The 22,254-nt window shown below is 62.9% G+C and carries 25 protein-coding genes and 2 tRNA genes; 4 read left to right on the plus strand and 23 right to left on the minus strand.

Translation table 11 applies throughout. The annotated features are described in order from the left end of the window. Positions 1-33: 33 nt before the first annotated feature. Positions 34-1,416 (minus strand): FAD-binding oxidoreductase, encoded by a 1,383-nt coding sequence (locus ABIC75_RS10765; RefSeq protein ID WP_354013860.1) that lies wholly within the window; start codon positions 1,414-1,416, stop codon positions 34-36. A gap of 123 nt (positions 1,417-1,539) precedes the next feature. Between ABIC75_RS10765 and serA the strand changes: the two genes are divergently transcribed. Continuing rightward, the gene (serA, locus tag ABIC75_RS10770) at positions 1,540-2,772 is read left to right on the plus strand and encodes a phosphoglycerate dehydrogenase (RefSeq protein ID WP_354013861.1); all 1,233 of its coding nucleotides are present in this window, start codon (positions 1,540-1,542) and stop codon (positions 2,770-2,772) included. Positions 2,773-2,988: 216 nt separating this feature from the next. Here the strand turns inward: serA and ABIC75_RS10775 are convergent. The 9 genes from ABIC75_RS10775 to thrS all read right to left on the minus strand — a co-directional run bounded on the left by ABIC75_RS10775 (position 2,989) and on the right by thrS (position 10,690). After that, positions 2,989-3,065, minus strand: a tRNA-Pro gene (locus ABIC75_RS10775). A gap of 62 nt (positions 3,066-3,127) precedes the next feature. After that, positions 3,128-3,484 carry a MerR family transcriptional regulator gene (locus tag ABIC75_RS10780; protein ID WP_019467383.1) on the minus strand — a complete coding sequence of 119 codons (357 nt, stop codon included), beginning with the start codon at positions 3,482-3,484 and terminating at the stop codon, positions 3,128-3,130. Further along, positions 3,465-3,764, minus strand: coding sequence for an integration host factor subunit alpha (gene ihfA / locus ABIC75_RS10785; protein ID WP_019467382.1), 300 nt, complete (start codon positions 3,762-3,764; stop codon positions 3,465-3,467). Before ihfA ends, ABIC75_RS10780 begins: the two co-directional genes overlap by 20 nt. A gap of 1 nt (position 3,765) precedes the next feature. Next, on the minus strand, positions 3,766-6,177 hold the full coding sequence (gene pheT / locus ABIC75_RS10790; protein WP_354013862.1) for a phenylalanine--tRNA ligase subunit beta: 2,412 nt from the start codon (positions 6,175-6,177) through the stop codon (positions 3,766-3,768). A 21-nt stretch (positions 6,178-6,198) separates the two neighbouring features. Further along, positions 6,199-7,194, minus strand: a complete 996-nt coding sequence (gene pheS / locus ABIC75_RS10795; protein ID WP_354013863.1) for a phenylalanine--tRNA ligase subunit alpha — start codon at positions 7,192-7,194, stop codon at positions 6,199-6,201. Between the two features lie 145 nt (positions 7,195-7,339). Continuing rightward, entirely contained in the window at positions 7,340-7,699 is a 360-nt protein-coding gene (gene rplT / locus ABIC75_RS10800) for a 50S ribosomal protein L20 (RefSeq protein ID WP_017463630.1), read from the minus strand. 16 nt (positions 7,700-7,715) lie between these two features. Next, a complete protein-coding gene (gene rpmI, locus ABIC75_RS10805) occupies positions 7,716-7,913 on the minus strand; it encodes a 50S ribosomal protein L35 (protein WP_019467379.1) in 198 nt (65 codons plus the stop codon). 306 nt (positions 7,914-8,219) lie between these two features. Beyond that, on the minus strand, positions 8,220-8,744 hold the full coding sequence (infC, locus tag ABIC75_RS10810) for a translation initiation factor IF-3 (RefSeq protein ID WP_304529332.1): 525 nt from the start codon (positions 8,742-8,744) through the stop codon (positions 8,220-8,222). 44 nt (positions 8,745-8,788) lie between these two features. Beyond that, on the minus strand, positions 8,789-10,690 hold the full coding sequence (gene thrS / locus ABIC75_RS10815; RefSeq protein ID WP_354013864.1) for a threonine--tRNA ligase: 1,902 nt from the start codon (positions 10,688-10,690) through the stop codon (positions 8,789-8,791). Positions 10,691-11,039: 349 nt separating this feature from the next. Here thrS and ABIC75_RS10820 point away from each other — a divergent pair, with 349 nt between their 5' ends. After that, entirely contained in the window at positions 11,040-12,053 is a 1,014-nt protein-coding gene (locus ABIC75_RS10820; RefSeq protein WP_354013865.1) for an NAD-dependent epimerase, read from the plus strand. A gap of 42 nt (positions 12,054-12,095) precedes the next feature. Here ABIC75_RS10820 and ABIC75_RS10825 read toward each other — a convergent pair whose 3' ends face one another. The 3 genes from ABIC75_RS10825 to uvrB form a co-directional block, all read right to left on the minus strand. Beyond that, positions 12,096-12,545 (minus strand): CopD family protein, encoded by a 450-nt coding sequence (locus tag ABIC75_RS10825; protein WP_354013866.1) that lies wholly within the window; start codon positions 12,543-12,545, stop codon positions 12,096-12,098. 63 nt (positions 12,546-12,608) lie between these two features. Next, positions 12,609-12,683 (minus strand) — tRNA-Val (locus tag ABIC75_RS10830). Between the two features lie 83 nt (positions 12,684-12,766). After that, complete coding sequence (uvrB, locus tag ABIC75_RS10835; RefSeq protein WP_354013867.1) at positions 12,767-14,788, minus strand: excinuclease ABC subunit UvrB; 2,022 nt, start codon at positions 14,786-14,788, stop codon at positions 12,767-12,769. 151 nt (positions 14,789-14,939) lie between these two features. On the opposite strand from uvrB, the gene ABIC75_RS10840 reads away from it, so the two are divergent. Continuing rightward, a complete protein-coding gene (locus ABIC75_RS10840) occupies positions 14,940-15,500 on the plus strand; it encodes a GspH/FimT family pseudopilin (protein WP_354013868.1) in 561 nt (186 codons plus the stop codon). On the opposite strand, the gene ABIC75_RS10845 is transcribed toward ABIC75_RS10840, so the two are convergent. From ABIC75_RS10845 to ABIC75_RS10880, 8 genes are all read right to left on the minus strand, one after another. Continuing rightward, complete coding sequence (locus tag ABIC75_RS10845; RefSeq protein WP_354013869.1) at positions 15,497-15,835, minus strand: hypothetical protein; 339 nt, start codon at positions 15,833-15,835, stop codon at positions 15,497-15,499. The two genes, ABIC75_RS10840 and ABIC75_RS10845, sit on opposite strands and share 4 nt — an antisense overlap. 525 nt (positions 15,836-16,360) lie before the next feature. Then, complete coding sequence (locus tag ABIC75_RS10850) at positions 16,361-16,528, minus strand: hypothetical protein (protein ID WP_354013870.1); 168 nt, start codon at positions 16,526-16,528, stop codon at positions 16,361-16,363. 134 nt (positions 16,529-16,662) lie between these two features. Beyond that, entirely contained in the window at positions 16,663-17,232 is a 570-nt protein-coding gene (locus tag ABIC75_RS10855) for a hypothetical protein (protein WP_354013871.1), read from the minus strand. A 391-nt stretch (positions 17,233-17,623) separates the two neighbouring features. Continuing rightward, a complete protein-coding gene (locus ABIC75_RS10860; protein WP_354013872.1) occupies positions 17,624-18,079 on the minus strand; it encodes a hypothetical protein in 456 nt (151 codons plus the stop codon). Positions 18,080-18,609: 530 nt separating this feature from the next. Further along, a complete protein-coding gene (locus ABIC75_RS10865; protein ID WP_354013873.1) occupies positions 18,610-19,098 on the minus strand; it encodes a hypothetical protein in 489 nt (162 codons plus the stop codon). Continuing rightward, positions 19,095-19,256, minus strand: a complete 162-nt coding sequence (locus ABIC75_RS10870; RefSeq protein WP_354013874.1) for a hypothetical protein — start codon at positions 19,254-19,256, stop codon at positions 19,095-19,097. The genes ABIC75_RS10865 and ABIC75_RS10870 overlap by 4 nt, the downstream gene beginning before the upstream one ends. Before the next feature lie 40 nt (positions 19,257-19,296). Further along, positions 19,297-19,635 (minus strand): phage holin family protein, encoded by a 339-nt coding sequence (locus ABIC75_RS10875; RefSeq protein WP_354013875.1) that lies wholly within the window; start codon positions 19,633-19,635, stop codon positions 19,297-19,299. Next, entirely contained in the window at positions 19,635-19,871 is a 237-nt protein-coding gene (locus ABIC75_RS10880) for a hypothetical protein (protein WP_354013876.1), read from the minus strand. The genes ABIC75_RS10875 and ABIC75_RS10880 overlap by 1 nt, the downstream gene beginning before the upstream one ends. 45 nt (positions 19,872-19,916) lie before the next feature. On the opposite strand from ABIC75_RS10880, the gene ABIC75_RS10885 reads away from it, so the two are divergent. Further along, positions 19,917-20,174, plus strand: coding sequence for a hypothetical protein (locus tag ABIC75_RS10885; protein ID WP_354013877.1), 258 nt, complete (start codon positions 19,917-19,919; stop codon positions 20,172-20,174). A gap of 25 nt (positions 20,175-20,199) precedes the next feature. Here the strand turns inward: ABIC75_RS10885 and ABIC75_RS10890 are convergent, their stop codons facing one another. Together ABIC75_RS10890 and ABIC75_RS10895 are read right to left on the minus strand one after the other, a co-directional pair. Continuing rightward, positions 20,200-20,820, minus strand: coding sequence for an SPRY domain-containing protein (locus tag ABIC75_RS10890; protein WP_354013878.1), 621 nt, complete (start codon positions 20,818-20,820; stop codon positions 20,200-20,202). Continuing rightward, positions 20,817-22,253, minus strand: a complete 1,437-nt coding sequence (locus tag ABIC75_RS10895) for a glycosyl hydrolase family 28-related protein (protein ID WP_354013879.1) — start codon at positions 22,251-22,253, stop codon at positions 20,817-20,819. Before ABIC75_RS10895 ends, ABIC75_RS10890 begins: the two co-directional genes overlap by 4 nt. Position 22,254 lies beyond the last annotated feature (1 nt).

The raw sequence follows: 22,254 nt of genomic DNA on the forward strand, positions 1-22,254 counted from the left end.
GCGCTTAGCCGGCGCCCGAGTGCGCCCAGACACTCACTCGAAAAGCTTGCCCGGATTGAGCAGGCCCTTGGGATCGAACACCTGCCGCACGCCCCGCATCAGCGCAATCTCGGCCGCGCTGCGCGTGCTGCCGAGGTAGGCGCGCTTCACCAGCCCGATGCCATGTTCGGCCGAGATGCTGCCGCCATGTCGCTGCAAGGTGTCGGCAAGCAGCTTGGTGACATGCTCGCACTGGGTGATGAAATCGGTATCCGACACATCGTCCGGACGCAGCACGTTGATGTGCAGGTTGCCGTCGCCGATGTGCCCAAACCACACCACGTCGAAATGCGGGTACTCGCGCCCCAGCAACGCCTGGATCTCGTGCAGGAAGGTCGGCAAGGCGCTGATGCGCAGCGAGATGTCGTTCTTGTACGGCCGGTGCGGCGCAAGGCTTTCGGTGATGCCTTCGCGCAAGCGCCACAAGGCCGCCGCCTGCGCATCGCTTTGCGCGATCACGCCGTCGCTGATCCAGCCCTGGTCCAGGCCGTACTCAAACGCCCCGAGCGCGGCGTCCTGCGCGGCTTCATCCGCGTCGAATTCAGTCACGACGTAGTACGGATGATCGCCATCGATGGCCCGCTGCGCACCGTGCGCCAACACATGACGCAGCGCTGCATCGGTAAAGAACTCGAACGCCTGCAGCGTGAGGCGCGAACGGAACAGCGCGAACACCTCCATCAACGCATCCATGGTGGGCAAGGCCAGCAACATGACCTGCGACGGCGGCGGCGGATTGGTGAGACGCAGCGTCGCTTCCACCACGATGCCCAGCGTGCCCTCCGAGCCGATCAGCAGCTGGCGCAAATCGTAGCCACTGGAATTCTTGATAAGCGCGCGATTGAGCTGCAACAGCTCGCCGTTGCCGGCCACCACGGTGAGCCCGGCAATCCATTCACGCGTGTTGCCGTAGCGGATCACGCGAATGCCGCCGGCATTGGTGGCGATGTTGCCGCCGATGGAGCACGAACCGCGCGCGGCGAAATCTACCGGGTAGATCAGTCCATGCTCTCTCGCGGCTTCGTGCACGGCATGCAGCGTCATGCCGGCCTGCACCGTGAGCGTGCGATCCACCGCATCGAACGAGAGCACGTTCTTCATGCGCTCCAGGCTGAGTACCAGTTCGCCGTTCGCCGCCACGGCGCCGCCCGAGAGGCCTGTGCGGCCACCCGACGGCACGACCGCGACATCCCGCTCGTTGGCCCAGCGCACGATGGCCTGCACCTCGGCGACGTCGCCGGGCAGCGCGATGGCCAGCGGCGCGGGCGTCCAGCGACGCGTCCAGTCGCGACCGTAGTGCTCCAGGTCGGCCGGATCGGTCAGCAGGCGAAGATTGGGCAGGCGAGCGGCAAGCTCAGCCAGTCGAGCATCGGTCATGTCGCGTTCCCTGGGGTGCCCCGCAAGCCTGCCAGCGCAGCACCGCATCGTCCAGTGTTGCGACGCCGCAAAACGGCCTCAAGGTCTGGCATAGTGCAAGCGTTCTCCATCGTGCAACGGCCCATGAAGACCTCGTTCCCAAAACAAGACATCAAGGTACTCCTGCTCGAAGGCGTCAGCCGCAGCGCCGTGGAAAGCTTCCAGCGCGCGGGTTACAGCCAGATCGAATACCACGAAAAAGCCTTGCCGGAAGCCGATTTGAAGGCCCGCATCGCCGAAGCGCACATCGTCGGCATCCGCTCGCGCACGCATCTCACCGACGACGTGCTTCAGCAGGCTAAACGGCTAATTGCCGTGGGCTGTTTCTGCATCGGCACCAACCAGGTGGACCTGGGCAGCGCCCGCCGGCTGGGCGTTCCCGTCTTCAATGCGCCCTACTCCAACACGCGCAGCGTGGCGGAATTGGTTATCGCTGAAACCATCATGCTGCTGCGCGGCGTGCCCCAGAAGAACGCCCTGTGCCATCGCGGCGGCTGGACCAAGTCGGCCGCCGGCAGCTTCGAGGCACGCGACAAGGTGCTGGGCATCGTCGGCTACGGCCATATCGGCACGCAGGTCGGCGTGCTGGCCGAAAGCCTGGGCATGCGCGTGATCTTCCACGACATCGAATCCAAGCTTTCGCTGGGCAACGCCCGCGCCGCCAACAGCCTGGAAGACTTGCTGGAGCGCGCCGACGTGGTGACGCTGCACGTGCCTGAGACACCCGCCACGCAACTGATGATCGGCACGCGCGAACTGGCCCGCATGCGCAAGGGTTCGCTGCTGATCAACGCCTCGCGCGGCACCGTGGTGGATATCGACGCCCTGGCCGCCGCGCTGCGTTCGGAGCATCTGGCCGGCGCGGCTGTCGACGTGTTCCCGGTGGAACCCAAGGGCAACGACGATGCATTCGTGTCGCCGCTGGTGGGTATGGACAACGTGATCCTCACCCCGCACATCGGCGGCAGCACGCTGGAAGCACAGGACAACATCGGCATCGAAGTGGCGGCCAAGCTGGTGCGCTACAGCGACAACGGTTCCACGCTGTCGGCCGTGAACTTCCCCGAGGTGTCGCTGCCGGAACATCCGCGCAGCCGCCGTCTGCTGCACATCCATCGCAATGTGCCGGGCGTGCTCTCGCGCATCAACGAATTGTTCTCCGCCGGCAACATCAACATCGACGCCCAGTTCCTGCAGACGGACAGCGAGGTGGGCTACGTGGTGATCGACGTGGCGGCCGACGAGAAGCAGTCGGGCGAGCTGCGCGATCGGCTTTCGGCCATTCCAGGGACGCTGCGCAGTCGCGTGCTGTATTGAGAGGAACCTGCACGGTCGCCTCAGTACAGCCCCTCCTCACCGTCATTCCTGCAAAAGCAGGAATCCAGTGTCTTTGCACGTTGTCGAAGGGCCTGAAGTCGCTGGATTCCTGCTTTCGCAGGAATGACGGGCTAGAGAGGTGTAAGGCTGAGTGCAGGAAAGCTTCACAAACAAAAACGGCGCCCAAGGGCGCCGTTTTCATGTCTGTTGCCGAATTGGTCGGGACGGCGGGATTCGAACCCACGACCCTCTGCCCCCCAGGCAGATGCGCTACCAGGCTGCGCTACGCCCCGATGATCGGCAAGACGACAAGTCTACCAGCTTAGCCGGCAGTACCGGAAGTCGTCTTGAAAGTTCAGCGGCGCAGAAGCGCGAGAACTTCTTCCAGCTCCATGCGCACCTGGCGCACGATCTGGTGGGAAATGCTCGATTCCATGCGCGCCTGCGGGCCTTCCAACCGTGCGCGGGCGCCGGTGATGGTGAAGCCCTCGTCGTACAGCAGGCCACGGATCTGACGGATCATCAGCACGTCGTGACGCTGGTAATAGCGGCGGTTGCCACGGCGCTTGACCGGATTGAGCGCGGGAAATTCCTGTTCCCAATACCGCAACACGTGCGGCTTGACGCCACACAGCTCGCTTACCTCACCGATGGTGAAGTAGCGCTTCGCCGGAATGGCGGGCAGCTCGGTGTTATTCCCTTGGTCCAGCATAGCCCTCGACTCGCACCTTGAGTTTCTGACCCGGTCGGAACGTCACCACGCGGCGTGCAGAGATGGGAATCTCCTCACCCGTCTTGGGATTGCGCCCCGGTCGCTGGTTCTTCTGACGCAGATCGAAGTTGCCGAAACCCGACAGCTTCACCTGCTCGCCCTTTTCCAACGCCTCGCGGACCACCTCGAAATAGGCGTCCACGAACTCTTTTGCCTCACGCTTGTTGAGGCCCACCTCGAGAAAGAGGCGCTCGGCCATCTCTGCTTTGGTCAGCGCCATCTTATCCTCGCAACTTCGCCTTGCATGCCATCTCCAACGCTGCGACTGCTTCACGAATGTTACGGTCAGCGTCGTCGTCAGTAAGCGTGCGTGAAGCGTCCTGTAAAATCAAGCCCATAGCGAGACTCTTTCGGCCTAGTTCGACCCCCTTCCCGCTATAGCGATCGAACAGGCGCAGCTCCTTGAGCTGGCTGCCCAGGGTCGTGCGAACCACGTGCTCAATCTGTGACCAGCTCACCTCTTCCGGCACGTCCACCGCGATGTCGCGGCGTACGGAGGGGAAGCGCGGCACGGCCGTGGCCTTGGGCAGGCGGCGGGCCAGGACCGGGTCCAGCTCAAGCTCGAGCACATGGACATCGGCCCCCAGGTCCAGGGCTTTAGCCAGCTGGGGATGCAGCGCGCCAAAGTAGCCAACGGTCTGACCGTCGCGGGTCACGCGGGCGCCACGGCCCGGGTGCAGCCAGCTCGGCAGGCCATCGGCATGGACGGCCCAGCGGTCGGGCTCGCCGCCCCAGGCGATCAAGGCATCGAGGTCGCCCTTGAGGTCATGGAAGTCGAGCGTGCGCGAGGCTTCGCCCCACTGTTCCGCGTATGCCGTGCCGCTGGCCACGATGGCAAGGGACGGCGTTTCAGTGGGCGCGTCCTTGCGGGCGGCCGCTTCGGCGCCGATGCGGAACGTGCGGCCCAGTTCGAACAGGCGCACGCGCTCCTGCTGACGGGCGCGGTTGTGCGAGAGCGCCACGATAAGGCCGGGCAGCAACGACGGCCGCATGATGGCCAGGTCGGCCGACAACGGATTGGCCAGCGGCACCCACTGCTCGGACATGCCCCAGCGCTGCAGCACATCGCTGCCGATGAAAGCCAGGTTCACCGCCTCGTAGTAACCGCGGGCGGCAAGCTGCTCGCGCACGGCCAGCTCGCTGAGGCGTGCCTCCGGCTCAGCGGTGAGCGCCAACGCACCGGCCGGCGTGTGCGTCGGGATGTTTTCGTAGCCATGAATGCGCGCGACCTCTTCGATCAGGTCTTCTTCGCGCTCGATGTCGAAGCGACGGCTCGGTGCCGTGACCTTCCAGCCATCGGCCTGCGGTTCCACCGTCATGCCCAGGGCCGTGAAGATGCGCGCCACTTCTTCGTCGGCGACGCTCACGCCCAGCACGCGGGCCAGGCGCGCGCGCCGCAGCAGGATGGGTTCCGGCGAACGCAGGTATTCAGGCAAGGTGACGTCCAGCAACGGGCCGGGCACGCCACCGGCGATATCGACGATCAATCGCGTGGCGTACTCGACGGCGATGCCCGGCAGCTCCGGATCAACGCCGCGCTCGAAGCGGTGCCCCGCGTCCGTATGCATGCCCAGCTTGCGGCTGCGGCCGATGATGGCCGACGGGACCCAATGCGCCGCTTCCAGGAAAACGTTGCGCGTGGTGTCGGTGACGCGCGTCTCCGAGCCGCCCATGATGCCGCCCAGCGCCACCGCACGGGCGCCCTTGCCGCCGACGCTGTCGGAAACGACGAGGAAGTCATCGTCCAGCTCGACCGTGCGGCCATCCAATAGCGCCAGTTGCTCTTTGGCGCGCGCGGGACGAACGACGATGTCGCCTTCGAGCTTGTCCTTGTCGAACGCATGCATCGGCTGGCCAAGTTCCAGCATCACGTACTGCGTGACATCGACCAGGAAACTGATCGGGCGCAGGCCACTGCGACGCAGGCGTTCGGCCATCCAGACGGGCGTGGAGACGCTCGCATCGACGTTGTCGATGACGCGCCCGGCAAAGCGCGGCACGCGCGCACCCGCGTCGAGCACGACCTTCATCGTAGCCTCGCTCTGCGCCGGCACCGGTGCGGCGTCCAGCGGAATGACCTGACCGCCCAGCGCGGCAGCGACATCGAAGGCAATGCCGCGCACGCTGAAGCAGTCGGCGCGGTTGGGCGTCAGCTTGATTTCGATGGAGGCGTCCGGCAAGCCGAGATACGTCGCGAGCGGCGTGCCGACTTTCGCATCGGAGGGAAGTTCGAGCAGGCCCGACGCATCCGGATCGATGCCCAGCTCCTTGGCCGAGCAAAGCATGCCGAACGATTCGACGCCACGCAGCTTGGCTGCCTTGATGGCGATGCCGCCGGGCAGCGTCGCGCCGACGGTAGCCAAAGGCGCAACGAGGCCCGCACGCGCATTCGGCGCGCCGCAGACGATCTGCACGGTGCCGTTGCCCGTATCCACTTCACATACCTGCAGGCGATCGGCCTCGGGATGCTTCTGTGCGCTGACAATGCGCGCCACCACCACGCCGTCGAGCGAATTGCCCAGCGCGGTGACGTCTTCCACTTCCAGGCCAATGGCCGTCAGCGTCGCGGCGAGCTCGTCGCGCGAGGCGTTGGTCGGCACATGATGGCGCAGCCAGTTCTCGGAGAATTTCATGCGTATCGGTTCCTGCTGCGTTTACGCGAACTGCTTGAGGAAGCGCAGATCGTTCTCGAAGAACGCGCGCAGATCGGAGACGCCATAGCGAAGCATCGCAAAGCGTTCCACGCCCAGGCCGAAAGCAAAACCGGTGTAGCGCTCCGGATCGATGCCGCAATTGCGCAGCACGTTCGGATGCACCATGCCGCAGCCCAGCACCTCAAGCCAGCGCGTGCTGCCGTCTTCGGCATCCCAGCGGATGTCCACTTCGGCCGAGGGCTCGGTGAAGGGGAAATAGCTGGGGCGGAAACGCATCTCGAAATCGCGCTCGAAGAAGGCGCGGATGAATTCGGCCAGCGTGCCCTTCAGGTCGGCGAAGCTGGAGGTTTCATCCACCAGCAGGCCTTCGATCTGGTGGAACATCGGCGAGTGCGTCTGGTCCGAATCGCTGCGATAGACCTTGCCCGGCGCAATGATGCGGATGGGCGGCTGGCGTCCCTGCATGGAACGCACCTGCACCGGCGAGGTATGCGTGCGCAGCAGGCGGCCATCGCCGAAGTAAAAGGTGTCGTGCATGGCGCGCGCCGGATGGTGCGGCGGGAAATTCAGCGCCTCGAAGTTGTGCCAGTCGTCCTCGATCTCCGGACCGTCGGCGCGCTGGTAACCCAGGCGCGAGAAGATCGCGGTGATGCGCTCGAGCGCTCGCGTGATCGGATGGATGCCGCCGCGTTCGCCGTTGCGGCCGGGCAGCGTGATGTCGATGGTTTCTGAAGCGAGGCGATGATCGAGCTCGGCCTGCTCAAGCACCTGCTTGCGCACGGCCAGCGCGTCGGCAAGACGATCCTTGATGCGGTTGACGTCGGCGCCGCGCGCCTTGCGCTCGTCCGGCGACAACGCGCCGAGAGCCTTCAGTGCGGCGGTGACAATGCCGCTCTTGCCCAGCAGGCTGACGCGCAGCGCGTCGAGCGCTTCGAGCGTGTCGGCCTTGCCGATATCGGCCAGCGCCTGCGAGGCGAGGCTATCCAGATCGTCCATCGATGCGATTCCGGGTTGAAAGTCAGAAACAAAAACGGGGAGGAGGCGTGTGGCCTCCTCCCCGCTAGCGTTGCACGCATCCTTTGAAGAGTGCGGCCATGGATGGCCGCGTCTTGATCTTCTCGATCAAGGATGAGCGCACAAATTACGCTGCCAGACTGGCCTTCGCCTTCTCTGCGATCGCGCCAAACGCCTTGATGTCGTGCACGGCGATGTCCGCCAGCACCTTGCGGTCGACGGTGATGCCGGCCTTGGCGAGGCCGTTGATCAGGCGGCTGTACGACAGACCGAACTGACGAGCGGCAGCATTGATACGAACGATCCACAGGGCGCGGAACTGACGCTTGCGCTGCTTGCGGCCGATGTAGGCGTACTGACCGGCCTTGATGACGGCCTGGTTAGCAACGCGGAAGACTTTGCGACGGGCGTTGTAGTAACCCTTCGCGCGGCCAATGATCTTCTTGTGACGACGACGGGCGGTAACGCCACGCTTTACACGAGCCATGGTTTATCTCCTCGCCTTACAAGTACGGCAACATGCGTGCTACACCCTTGGTGTCGCATGCCTTGACGTGGTTGGTCGCGCGCAGGTTGCGCTTACGCTTGGTCGACTTCTTGGTCAGGATGTGCGACTTGAAGGCGTGACCGGCCTTGAACTTGCCCGACGCGGTCTTGCGAAAACGCTTCGCGGCCGCCCGGTTGGTCTTGATCTTGGGCATGGGAATGCTCCTTGATGGGGTTCGCTTTTTAAGGAGCTGCCCCGGTTTCTGACTGATCTGGCGGCGGCCATCCGGCCACACTTTCCGTCCTGCCACGATCGGTTCACGACCCGTCCTGGTGGGTCGAACCGGCGATTATACGGAGGGATGGGGGGTTTTGCCAGCGAAAGGATGGGCTTGCCGCTCTTGACTCCCCCTCCCGGAGGAGAGAGGGAAATGCCTGCGTCGGTCGGAAGGCCTCAGGACGCCGCAATACGCCAAAAGAAAAAGCGACCCAGAGGCCGCTTTTTCAATCTTTTCCGAAGCTTACTTCTTCTTCGGGCCGATCATCATGACCATCTGGCGGCCTTCCAGGCGGGGGAAGGACTCGACCACGCCGTTCTCGCCCACGTCTTCCTGGATCTTCTTGGCCAGGTTCTGGCCCAGGTCCTGGTGGGACATCTCGCGACCGCGGAAGCGGATGGTGACCTTGACCTTGTCGCCTTCCTCGAGGAAGCGAAGCATGTTGCGCAGCTTGATCTGGTAGTCGCCCACGTCCGTGACCGGACGGAACTTCACTTCCTTGATCTCGACCTGCTTTTGCTTCTTCTTGGCCGCCTGGGCCTTCTTCTGGGCTTCGAACTTGAACTTGCCGTAGTCCATGATGCGGCAGACCGGCGGATCGCCGTTCGGCTGGATCTCGACCAGGTCCATGCCCGCCTCTTGTGCCAAGGCCAGCGCCTCGTCGCGGGTAAGAATGCCGAGCTGTTCCGAATCTGCGCCGATCACGCGTACACGGGGTACACGGATCTCAAGGTTACGGCGATTGCCCTTAGTGTCGGTGGTAGCGATACCACTATCCTCCAGAAGAGTTCTTGTTTATGCCGGCCCGCCGCTTAGCGACGGGTCTCGGCTTCCAGGCGTTCGATAAACGCGACCAGCGGCATGCTGCCAAGGTCCTCGCCCGAACGCGTACGCACGGATACGGCCCCCGATTCCTTCTCGCGATCTCCGACCACCAGCAGGTAAGGGACTTTCTGCAACGTATGTTCGCGGATTTTATAGCCGACCTTCTCATTGCGCAAATCGGCGTGCACGCGGAAACCTTTGTCGACAAGGGTTTGCGCCACTTCGCGAACATAGTCGGCCTGGGCATCCGTAATGCTGAACACCGCGGCCTGCACCGGCGCCAACCACGTCGGCAGCAAACCGGCGTGATGCTCGATCAGGATGCCGATGAAACGCTCCATCGAACCGACGATGGCACGATGCAGCATCACCGGGTGACGACGCTGTGAATTCTCGTCCACGTACTCGGCGCCCAGGCGCTCGGGCATCATGAAGTCCACCTGCATCGTGCCGACCTGCCAGGCGCGGCCGATGGAATCCTTCATGTGGTACTCGATCTTGGGGCCGTAGAAGGCGCCCTCGCCCGGCAGTTCTTCCCACTTCACGCCGGCGGCGTTCAGCGCGGCGCGCAAGGCGGCCTCGGCACGGTCCCACACCTCGTCGCTGCCGATGCGCTTGTCGGGACGCAGCGCGATCTTCAGCGCGATGTCCTCGAAGCCGAAATCGCCGTAGACCTTCATGGCCTGCTGATGGAACGCCGTCACTTCGGATTCGATCTGCTCTTCGGTGCAGAACACGTGGCCGTCGTCCTGCGTGAAGGCACGCACGCGCATGATGCCGTGCAGCGCGCCCGAGGGCTCGTTGCGATGGCACGCGCCGAACTCGCCGTAGCGAATCGGCAGCTCGCGGTAGCTGTGCAGATCGGTATTGAAGATCTGCACGTGACCCGGGCAGTTCATCGGCTTGAGGGCGTACGTGTGCTTCTCCGACTCGGTGAAGAACATGTTTTCCTGGTAGTTGTCCCAGTGGCCGGACTTCTTCCACAGCGACACGTCCAGCACCTGCGGGCAGCGCACTTCCTGGTAGCCGCTGTTGCGGTACACGCGGCGCATGTACTGCTCCACCTGCTGCCAGATGGCCCAGCCCTTGGGATGCCAGAACACCATGCCCGGGCCCTCTTCCTGCTGATGGAAGAGATCCAGCGCCTTGCCGATCTTGCGATGGTCGCGCTTCTCGGCTTCTTCCAACTGGTGCAGGTAGGCCTTCAGATCCTTGTCGTTCAACCACGCCGTGCCGTAGATGCGCGTGAGCATCGCGTTGTTGGAATCGCCGCGCCAATACGCGCCGGCCACCTTCATCAGCTTGAACGCGCGCAGCTTGCCCGTGTTGGGCACGTGCGGGCCACGGCACAGGTCGGTGAAGTCGCCCTGCGAATACAGCGAGAGCTCTTCGTTGGCCGGAATGCTTTCGATGATCTCGGCCTTGTATTCCTCACCGAGGCCGCGGAAGAAGCTCACCGCGTCGTCGCGCGACTTCACGCTGCGCGTCACCGGCAGGGCTTCCTTGACGATCTTCTCCATCTCCGCCTCGATCTTCACCAGATCGTCGGGCGTGAACGGGCGCTCGTAAGCGAAGTCGTAGTAGAAGCCGTTGTCGATCACCGGACCGATGGTGACCTGCGCGCCGGGATACAGCCTCTGCACGGCCTGCGCCAACAGGTGCGCCGTGGAATGACGCAGGATGTCCAGCGCCTCCGGACTTTTCTCCGTGACGATTTCGAGGCTGGCGTTGTGGTCGATGGGGAAGCTGGCGTCCACCAGCTTGCCGTCCACCTTGCCCGCCAAGGTGGCCTTGGCCAGGCCGGCGCCAATAGAGGCAGCCACATCCTGCACCGTCACCGGATGATCGAACGGGCGCTTGCTGCCGTCGGGTAGCGTGATTTCAATCATGTTCGCACCTGAAAAAGACGTCCCAAGGAACGTGCTCTGTTTTTAATTTGAAGAGTCCGGCCATGGATGGCCGGTTTGTCCTTGCCTGCCTGGACGGCAGGCAAAAATAAAGAGCGCCACGCGCCCTTTGTGTGAAACAAGGCGTGGCTCGAATCAGCGTTGGAAAGTGGTAGTTGCCATGTCACACGCTCGACCGGCGCTTGAGGCGCGGGCCACCTTGTCTCCGGGTGGGTACGTTCAGAACGCTAGTTTAGCCCATTGCGCGATGTCAAATCAGTCGGCGCGACGCTGTCTCAATATTGGCAGCGATAGAATGCCAGCCCCCCCCGTCGAAGCTTGAGGTTTCCGCATGCGCATTCTCGTCACCGGCACGGCCGGCTTCATCGGCTCCGCCCTTGCCGAGCGCCTGCTGGCGCGCGGCGACGAGGTCTATGGCATCGACAACCACAACGACTACTACGACCCCACGCTGAAGGAAGCCCGGCTCGCCCGTTTTGCCGAGCATCCCAACTACACGCATCTGCGCGCCGACCTTGCGGATGCCGACGCGGTGAACCGGGCCTTCGGCGAATTTCGCCCGCAGCGCGTGGTGAATCTGGCCGCCCAGGCTGGCGTGCGCTATTCGCTGAAGAACCCGCAGGCCTACGTGCAGAGCAACCTGGTCGGCTTCGTGAACATCCTGGAGGCCTGCCGCCACGGCAAGGTCGAGCACCTCGTCTATGCCTCCTCCAGCTCCGTCTACGGCGCCAACCGCAAGATGCCCTTCGCCATCGAAGACGCCGTGGATCATCCGGTGAGCCTGTACGCGGCGAGCAAGAAGGCGAACGAACTGATGGCACACACCTATAGCCATCTGTACGACCTGCCCACCACCGGCCTGCGCTTCTTCACGGTGTACGGCCCATGGGGCCGCCCTGACATGTCGCCCATGCTGTTCGCCGATCGCATCAGCCGCGGCAAGCCGATCGATGTCTTCAACTACGGCAACCACAGCCGCGACTTCACCTACATCGACGACATCGTGGAAGGCGTGATCCGCACGCTCGACCACATCGCCCTGCCCGACGCCGCCTACGATGCCTTGCAGCCGAGCCCGGGCACATCGAGCGCGCCGTACCGCGTCTACAACATCGGCAACGATCAGCCGGTGCAATTGCTGCGTTTCATCGAATTGATGGAACAGAACCTGGGCCGCACGGTGGAGAAACGCCTGCTGCCGATGCAACCCGGCGACGTGCCGGACACATGGGCTGATGTCTCCGCCCTGCGGCGCGACGTGGGCTATTCGCCGAACACGCCGATCGAGGACGGCGTGGCACGCTTCGTCGCTTGGTACAGGGAATATTTCCAGCGCGGCGAATGAAGTGCGCCGCAGCCTTCCTGCGAAATGAGCTGCCGAGCTCGCTCAGAACGGCTTGGCGATCACCAGGAACACGATGCCCAGCAGTACCAGCACAGGCAGCTCATTCATGATGCGCAGCGTCTTCGACGAAGGCAGTGCCCCGCCTTTTTCGCTGCGCTTGAGCAGCCGGCCCGACCAGATGAAGTAGGCGAGCATCAACACCACGAGGGTCAGCTTGGCGTCAATCCAGTGGAGCGACGCCACCACGTTCGGCAACGCCTGCGGGAACAGGCGCCAGCCTTCCCACAAGGCCAGCCCGAACAGGAAGGCCATGCCGAACATGTTGTGACCGAACTTGTACAAGCGGCGCCCCATGAGCAAGAGCCGCGCCTTCACGGCAGGCTCGTCGCCGGCCTCGGCGATATTCACGAGGATGCGCGGCAGGTAGAACACCGTGGCCATCCAGGCAATGACGAATACGACATGGAAACTCTTGACCCAGAGGTACGTCATCGACTGGCTCCTTCGGCGCAAAAAGAAACGGCGTGACCCGAGGCCACGCCGTTTCGTCGGTATTGGTGGGCGGTACAAGGATCGAACTTGTGACCCCTACCATGTCAAGGTAGTGCTCTACCGCTGAGCTAACCGCCCGGAGCTCGCCCGGCATGCCGTGCGAGCCGCGCAGTATACGTGCTCCGGGTGCCGGCGACAACCACCCGGCCGAAAACCGGGCCTCAGCCAGCTCGCTCACGCAGCTTGTGAATCTGGTCGCGCAGGCGGGCAGCCTCCTCGAATTCCAGGTTCTCGGCGTGCTTGTACATCTGCGCCTCGAGCTTCTTCATCATGGCCGCCGCCTGATCGGCGTTGAGCGCCGCGTATTCGGCGCCCTTCTCCGCCACGGCCGCGCCCTGGCGCTCGCCGCGACGGCCGCGACCACGCGTCGGCGCCTCGCTGCGGGCACCCTCCATGATGTCGGCGATGCGGCGCACCACCGATTGCGGCGTGATGCCATGCGCTTCGTTGTACGCCTGCTGCTTTTCACGGCGGCGAGCGGTTTCGTCCATCGCCGCCCGCATCGAACGGGTGATGTTGTCGGCGTAGAGGATGGCCTTGCCACGCAGGTTTCGCGCAGCGCGGCCAATGGTCTGGATGAGCGAGCCCGTCGAGCGCAGGAAGCCTTCCTTGTCCGCATCCAGAATCGCCACCAGCGACACCTCGGGCATGTCGAGGCCTTCGCGCAGCAGGTTGATGCCCACCAGCACGTCGAACTCGCCAAGGCGCAGGTCGCGGATGATTTCCACGCGCTCCACCGTCTCGATATCCGAATGGAGGTAGCGCACCTTGATGCCGTGTTCGCCAAGGTATTCCGTGAGGTTTTCAGCCATCCGTTTGGTGAGCGTGGTTACCAGCACGCGATCGCCCATCGCGACGCGCTTGTGCACTTCACCCAGCAGATCGTCGACCTGCGTGCGCACCGGGCGCACTTCCACTTCGGGGTCGATCAGGCCGGTGGGACGCACCACCAGTTCGACCACGGCATCGCCCGACTTCTGCAGTTCGTAGTCACGTGGCGTGGCCGATACATAGATGGAACGCGGCGCACGCGCTTCCCATTCCTCGAAACGCAGCGGACGGTTGTCCATCGCCGATGGCAGGCGGAAACCGAATTCCACCAGCGTCTCCTTGCGCGAGCGGTCGCCCTTGTACATGGCACCCAGCTGCGGAATGGTGACGTGCGACTCGTCCACCACCAGCAACGCATCCGCCGGCAGATAATCGAACAACGTCGGGGGCGGTTCGCCGGCACTGCGGCGCGTGAGATGACGTGAGTAATTCTCGATGCCCTGGCAGTAACCGACTTCGGCCATCATCTCGATGTCGAAACGCGTGCGCTGATCCAGTCGCTGCGCTTCCACCAACTTGTTGTCTTTGTAGAGCTGCTCGAGGCGTTCCTTCAGCTCAACCTTGATGGTCTCGATGGCGTTCAACACGCTCTCACGCGTACTGGCGTAATGCGTGCGCGGATAGATGGTGTAGCGCGGCACCTTGCGAATGGTTTCGCCGGTCAGCGGATCGAACAGCGCCATGCTTTCGATGTCGCCGTCGAACAGTTCGATGCGCAGCGCTTCGCTTTCCGACTCGGCCGGAAACACATCGATGACTTCGCCACGCACGCGATACGTACCGCGGCGCAACTCCATTTCGTTGCGCGTGTACTGCAGCTCGGTGAGCTGGCGGATCAGCTGGCGCTGGTCGATGTGCTCGCCCTTGGCAAGGATCAGGCGCAGCGAGAGATAGTCTTCCGGATCGCCCAGGCCGTAGATCGCCGACACGGTGGCCACGATGATCGAGTCCTTGCGCGACAACAGCGCCTTGGTGGCCGCCAGTCGCATCTGCTCGATATGGTCGTTGATCGAAGCGTCCTTCTCGATGAAGGTGTCCGACGCCACCACGTACGCTTCCGGCTGGTAGTAGTCGTAATAGCTGACGAAGTATTCCACCGCGTTGTGCGGAAAGAATTCCTTGAACTCGCCATACAGCTGCGCGGCCAAGGTCTTATTGGGCGCCATCACGATGGTCGGCCGCTGCACCTGCTGGATCACGTTGGCGATGGTGTACGTCTTGCCCGAGCCGGTAACGCCCAGCAGCGTCTGTGCCGCAAGGCCGGCCTCGAAGCCCTCGGCAAGCTTGCGAATGGCCTCGGGCTGATCGCCAGAGGGCTTGTAGGGGGAGACGAGTTCGAAGCGGTCGGTCATGGCTCTCTACATGCGGTCGCGACGGGTCATTTTAAATTGCCCTGCTGACAGGGCCTGTCAGCAGGCTACGACACACCGCCCTGGCCCGGGAGGACTGGGCTGCCAACGGGCCACCGCTAGGCTGAACGCTTCCGTGACGCAGGAGGCGACGGTGGAAATACGCCCGGAAGGCTATCAGCCACGGCGAAGTGCCGGATTCACGCTGGTTGAAAGTGTCGTCGTGCTGATCGTTTTGGCCGTGCTCATTGGCGCCGCCGTTCCTGCCATGGGCCAGATGCTCGCCCGCTACCAGCTCACCACGGCCCAGCTCGACCTGATCGCCACACTCCAGTACACGCGAAACCTGGCAGTGATCAGCGGGCGCCCCAAATTGTTCTGCCCCATTTCCGCCAGTCAACAATGCGCCGGCGACACGCGCTGGGAACGCGGCTGGGCGATCGGCAACTACCGCACCGGCAACGCGGATCAATTGGATGGCCCTCCCACGTTGGTGAACGTCGGCTACAACAGGGTCGTCATCCTCAGCACTTCCGGACGCAAAAACATCCGCTTCCAGCCCAGTGGCAGTGCGGGCGGTAGCACCGTGACCTTCACGCTGTGCCGCAAAGGGCACGCGGAAGACGCGCTGGCGCTCACCGTCTCCAACGTGGGACGCGTAGCCAGCGCCAAAGCCAAACCCGATGAGGCCGCAAAGTGCGGAGCTGCCAACTAGAGGCAGGCCTTGGCCACATCGCGATAGGCCCGCAAGGCCAGCACTTCCATGCGTTCGTACAACACCACATCGGCCCCCGCCGCCTTGCTGTGGATCACCAGCAGTTCCTCAATGTTGGTGGTGGCATTGCGCGCCACGACCTGCAATGCGATGGGTGTTTCGACGATTCGCGCCGTGGGCGATATCGCCATCCAACGCGTGTGTACGCAGGCGGCATAAACGGAATCGAGCTTGGCCGTGCTTGCCTGGAATGTAGGCTTGTTGTGCGTGATGTCGCCCGTGCTCGCGCATCCGGCGAGGCACAGGGTTCCGGCGATCAGCCGCCAAACGCGCATCATCAGCTCCAAGCCCCATCTGCGACGTGCGTGATTGTGCTCCCGTTGGCCCACTGAGAAAGAGCTCAAATATTGACCACTGCTGCAAGGGCCGCCCGTGCATGGCCAGGTGCCTCGGCGAGCCGCGGCGCCCCTGCATCTGGTGCCAAACGTCCCGCTTGCGAGACCGCGCCTCTTCGCCCATTCAAAGGACAAAAGCTGCTATCAGAGGGCATTGAGACCCCAGTCCGGCACAGGCATAAAAAAAACCCCGCCAAAAGGCGGGGTTTTCTCGAATATGGCGCCCGAAGTTGGACTCGAACCAACGACCCCCTGATTAACAGTCGGGTCAGCTAAATCAACTCAACCTGTTGAAATTACTGTGCTTTCAATATTGACGCCGTGTCTACTAAAAGGGGCAGCTGCGGCCCGTTAAGGCGCATCTTCGCGACATCCAGCCTCGTGAAATAGACAGTTAGGTGCCCCACCACCACAAAAAAAGCCCCGCCAGAGCGGGGCTTTTGGTCAGCGGCGGCCGTTTGGCCCTTATGCGGCGCGGCGGGCAGCGGCAGCTGCGTACTGTTCGGCTACCGACGAGAACCAGCCAATACCGCGCACAGCATCACCCATGTCCTTGATCTTGCTCTCAAAATGCTCAGCAAGTTCGCAAACCAGTTCATCCCTGATCGCCAGGAATTCTGCGTAAGACGACATGATTTTCGGCTCCATGACCGTACCCTCTCGAACACCCATGATTGACGACACCGTCAATGTGTCGCCATAAATAAACTTACTAAGTATAGCTATGCTTTTTGTATAGCACCAGCCGAAGCAGGTTTCTATAGCCCTTACGACACGACCTTCAGCCCAGCTTGCTCCGCGTCACGTTTCCGCACCACGATCCAGTTACCGTGAGTGCTGAGCTCAAAGGCATCGTCGAACAGTGCTGTTGAAACTGCCGTGAGGAATTCCTTAGTCATCGGTACGTTGGCCCAAATCTTAAGTTCCCGAGCCGGCATCACCCGAAACGTAAGTTCAAACGCACCAACGATGGTCACGGCTGCAATCCAGGCCAGACGTTTAATGTCGGGCTCGTTGTTAGCCACATCAAGCATGGGCTCGACATAGACGGACACCATCTTCAGCCACGGCGAGGCTGACTGCGGCCGCGCATGCACCAAGTTGACCAGGGCGACCGCAGTCTTTACCCCATTGATGTCATCAAATACGCCGTAGAGAGCTGTCTTACTGTCGCCGGCCTGATTGCCAGCCAAGTGAGCCTTACACGCCGAAAAACAACCATCGTAGAAGGGACGGTTGACGTTCTCCGGATTGTTGTCGGCATATTGCAGCCAATGCGCTTCGGTCGCATTTAGACAATTTGCGTCAACTTGGCGAAATTCAAATGGCAAAGGCATCCTTCCCCCATTCCTTGCAATTCATATAGTTACGTCTTGCCGGCAACGTCGACAGAACTCAACGTGGCAGCTCCCCTGTGTCAGATGCAAGGCCCGTTCCACCCCTTGCGCCCCGCGCTTGCGAGGATGTCATAGCTTCCCGATGGCTCGAAATATAGCTTTCGTCGGACGAGAAGCGCACCAAATTAAAAGTCTCTGCAACTCTGCCTCTACATCAATCGCTTACGGCCACCAATTTTACGGAATAACCCGGTTTGCTTCCGTATCCAATCAAGGGGTTGTAGGTCAATTTTACGGGGTTGAGACGCCTGCTATCAGCCCCGCACGTCTAGCCGGATCTACCTACCGCACACGGGCTCCCTGGGAAGCTACATGGCGAGTGACGGGCCCTTCAGTAAGGGAGAAATGGCGCGCCGATGCAGCTTCGCAGGCGCGTTGACGCCGGCGCCTGGGCTGCGCACTGCGCAGGCAAGGCGCCCTGACCAACGGCTGATGGACGACATGTCGTAGGCTCAGCGTCTGATGACTCGAGGTCTGCCAAGCCGCGGCCGGCTGCCTCGCTCAACGGCTTCGGCTCGATCGACCAATATTTCGGTGAAAGGTAAGCGTCAAGCCGCTTGACGTCGTCCGAGAGCGCTTTGATTGCGGCCGCTTGCTGCTCTGCATCAGCGCGGTCTGCGCCGCCGTTGTGAGTGGCCGCCTGCAGGTTCTCCAGCTGCGTTCTCTCCACAGCGACGCAATAGCCGGCCTTCAGCTCCGTGTCCGTCGGCAAGCGTCGGATCTGCGCCAGGGATGCCATGGGCGTCAGGGCCAAGGCCAGAATGAGGCAAGCGCGGGCGGTCTTCATCGTTCACATCCCTATGGAATCGAATGCACGCAGGCTACCTGAAGTTTGCGATGAGCGCGTGCCACACTGACTAGCTCTCGGCGCGTGAGATCGCCGGCGCCTACCCTGCCGCGCATGGGCAGACGAGCGAAATTCACGATGGGCCGACCAGGCATTTGCAATGTCTGCAACCGTGGGTGCATCACCCTGGACCAGGTGGGCATTAAGTGCTTTCACTGTGGCGAAGGCGAATTCGTTCATCGCAGCTACTGGGAACAGCGGGAATGCCAGTGCCACAGCGCGCCAGGCTGCTCGCTGTGCGCCGGCGCAGGATTCATCGCTATTCCTCGCGAGGACTGCCGGCAATGGCCGGAATTTCGGCAGACATTTGCCGCGCCGGCAGTCTGGCCCACAAAGTAAGCCCCGCACTTGGCGGGGCTTACGCTTAGCGGATTACGCCGTCGGCTCGGAGCTTGGCCATACACGCACGCTCTTGGTAGCGGATTGTCACCAGCTCGGCGTACTTACCGATGGCATCGGCTTTCCACGCGTCATTCGCCGGGATGTCCGCCTCCGACTGGAGGGGCGGCACTCGATCCAGCAGCTGCGGGGGCGGTGTCTGATCGCACGTCACTTGGGGCACCTGCAGCGGCATTGGCGCGGTCGACGGCTTGGTCGAGAGCGGACTGCACGCCGTCAGGGCGGCTGCAATTAACAGCGGCAGCAGGACGGTCACGGTAAACAGTGCGGATCGTTTCGATGGTGTCATGGGTCTGCGCCTGGATGGCCGGCAGCGCTGTGCCGAGGTTGTGTTGGAGTTGCTGGCCAGCAGAGGCGCTGAGCGAATCGAGCGCATTGCGGGCCTCCTGCACCTGTGCGACCTGGCGCGCGTCGTCGGCGAGCACCGCGTTGCGGCCGGCATCAACGCCGGCGGCATAGCGCGTGTTTCCGTAGTGCACGACGGCCCAGCAAATGGCGATGATGAAAAGGATGATGAGAACGCCGGCGATCAGGCGTCCGTATTGCTTGAGAGTGTTCATGCGCGGCCCTCGGGACCTCTGCCTGAGAAGGAAACGGCGATCGCCATCAACGCGATCACCAGGAACGCAACGCGAACGGCATCGGCCTCAAGGGCTGGCCAGTGCGGTCGGCCGCAGGCCTGATTGACGGCCGTCACGCCGATGACGATCAGGGCCACGATGAGCGCGTGGCCCGCCCACAGCTGGACTCGCTTACGCCTACGGCCCGCCATTGGCGATGCCTCCGGTATCGGTGACCCCCAGCTTGTTCCGCACCACGCGCTCGAGCATGCGGATGCTTGCCGTGGCGCCCAGCCAACCGCAGACCCCAACCATCACGCCCGTCCACTGCGGCGAGAGCTGCATGGCCTGGCAAAGCAGCATCACGAGGATGCCCACGAATCCGGCGGCGAGCGATTCGATGACAGCGCGCCAGAGGCTCACCTTGAGTCCGGCGTCCATCATGCGCAGCGCGTAGCCCAGCAGGCCGCCGAAGGCGGCGAAGAATGGATATAGGAGCAGCTGCCAGAACTGGAGGCTCGGCGGCTGTGCATCCATCAGGCGTTCACCGCCGCGCGCACGGTGGCCAGCGCGGTGGCGTAGTGCTGAGGCCAAGCCTCCGGATGAGGACGTCCCGGACGCCAGTTGCGCTGGTAGTACGACCAGGCCGAAGCCTGATCGCCCAGCGCAGGCAGCGCAGCTGCGTCCGTCAGCAGGAGAAGCCGCGCAAAGCCAGCGGCGAGCAGATCGTCTGTCGCCAGCGCCGCGTAGACCGATTCACATAGCGCTGGCACGCCACGAGCAGCGCACAAGGACTTCGCGAGAGCTGCCGAAGCTGGATGCGTCAGAACGCCGTTGACGCCGCCGCGTTCGAACTGCGCGAGACCATGCGCAGGACCACCAATCTGAAAACGGCACTTAAGGCCAGACTCCTGCAGAAAGATGGCCAGGGTTTGCACGCGCGCCTGGTCGCTCGTGAGCTTGGGCGGCAACAGGCGAAGGGCCGGGTCGATAATCTGGACCAGGGCGTCTCGGGGCGCGATCGGGAGCGGCAGCGTCATAACCGACAGCGTGCCGCTCGCGCCGGAAACGGCTAAGGCAAACCGTTTCCAATGATCGACGTCAGCCCCCCGACCACGACGAGTAACCTGTGGGCGGCGCATAAGAGAAATCGGACGTCTTGAAGCGGCCGGTCACCGCATGTGCCGGACTGCTCGCACGCCACAACGCGGCCGATGGAATGACCGTGTTGGGAACGCCCGTGAACGCGGGCGACGTTCCCGCTACCGGATCACCGCCGCCCTGCACCAATCCGTTCTTGGCGAACCACACTGACCCAGTCGAGCCGTCGTAGAACACACCGATCACGTCGCCGGTACCGAACGCTGCGCCGTAGGTCGACAACACCGCATTCGTCGCCTTCTGCCCCGTCTGCCCGTAGTAACCCCAGCCGCTCGCATCAGCACCGGTGTAGACCGTCAGAGAGGCCGCCGCGAGCGCTAGGCCAACGGTGATGAAAGGCGACGTGGTGCCGGCAACGATGAGCACCTCGAAATACAGTTTGCCTGCGCTCGCCCCTTGCGTTGCGCGGATCGCACCGTAGGCACCGTCCGCACCATTTTTTGTTGCGGTCAGGTTTCCATTGGACAATGCAATGGAGGCATTCTTGTCCGTTTGACTCCACGTCACCGCAGGAGCGCCCGACGAGACCCTCATGCCGGAAGCCACGATGCCAGGGATCATGCCGACACCGTCTGACCGATAAGGTCGAAGGTATCGACACCCACACGCTTTAGCGTCACTGCAGCACCAGGTGCCACCACGAGCGTGCCGCTCGCCGGCGGACTGATCGTGACGCCGGCACCCTGCACGATAGTCAGATTGCCGGCGCCCACGTTGCGCAGATGCCACTCACCGTTCGTCGGCAGCGCCACGGTGGAATTGGGCTGCACAGTGTAGGTCTTGGCAGTCGCTGCCGTGAACCGAATGTAGTTGCCGGCATCGGATGCCGCGAGCGTCACTGCCGTGCCTGCTTGGGTTACCACCGGCGCCACGGAGTTGGCCACGGACAGGTCAAGTGACACGCACAACAAGCCCGAGCCTCCGGTCTTGTTGAACACTGCCGAGACGCCCGATCCCGCGAGCACTGAGTGCCAGCTCAGATTGCCGTTGAGTAAGTTGCTGGCGTCAACAATGTCAGCAACGGTCGCCATCCACCCCGACGCCGCATGCTCGATGTTGAACTGGCTGATTTTGAGGAAGCTCGCGCCGCCGGTACCCGTGATGCCGTACTTGCAATGGATCGACTGGAAGCGCTCGATCATCATGGCGTGGAAGCCTGCCGGCGACTCGGCCGCATACTCACAACCCCACGCGTTCATTTCGCGAGCGGTGAGGTGCTCGCCGAACAGGAATCCCTTGTAAAAGCCGACCGCGTTGACCACGCCAATCGACGTTTTTGCGCCATTGTTGAGGGCGGGAAATTTGATGCCATAGCTTGTCGCCGTCGTCGGTTCCGCAATCGCGGCGACGTTGTAGGTACCGGTATCGACCATGACTTCGTTGACGGAAACAGCGGTGACGCGCGAAAGATCGATGGCCGAGTGGCCCGGGTTTGCCGGCATCCGCACCCGCAAGTTGTGCATGCCGACCAGCAGGTTGCTGAAGCCGTTGAACGAGCCGGACGGTCCTTTGCAGCCGATGCAGTTCCCGCCGGTACCGGTGGCGAGCGTGCTCTTCAAGATCGCCCCGCCCGTCGGCAGCGGCATGGCCCCGATCACACTTACGACGGGCGTCGGCGGCGTCGGGCCGAGAAGCAGCACGCTGATCTGATTGCCGCTGGACACGTCGATTGATGGCAGGAGAATTTGCGCATTCGCACCGCCGGTGTCGGCAAGCGCGCCCGCGATGATGTAGATGGCCGCCGGGAAATAGACGACACCACCACCAGCGGCGGCGCAGGCCGTGATGGCCGCCTGGATCGCTACCGTGTCATCGGTCGCGCCGTCACCCAACGCGCCGTAGTCCTTGACGTTGAACCAGCGCAGGCCGCCCATCACCAGCGACGTGGCCAATACTTTCATGCTCGCCGGCGAACCGCCGCCGATGGCCACCTCAAGCCATTCGTTGCCGGCCAACAGCTGCAGTAGACTCAGATCGCTGATCTTCTTACCCATG

The sequence above is a fragment of the Dyella japonica genome (assembly GCF_040545895.1).
In the GTDB taxonomy this organism is placed as follows: domain Bacteria; phylum Pseudomonadota; class Gammaproteobacteria; order Xanthomonadales; family Rhodanobacteraceae; genus Dyella; species Dyella japonica_D.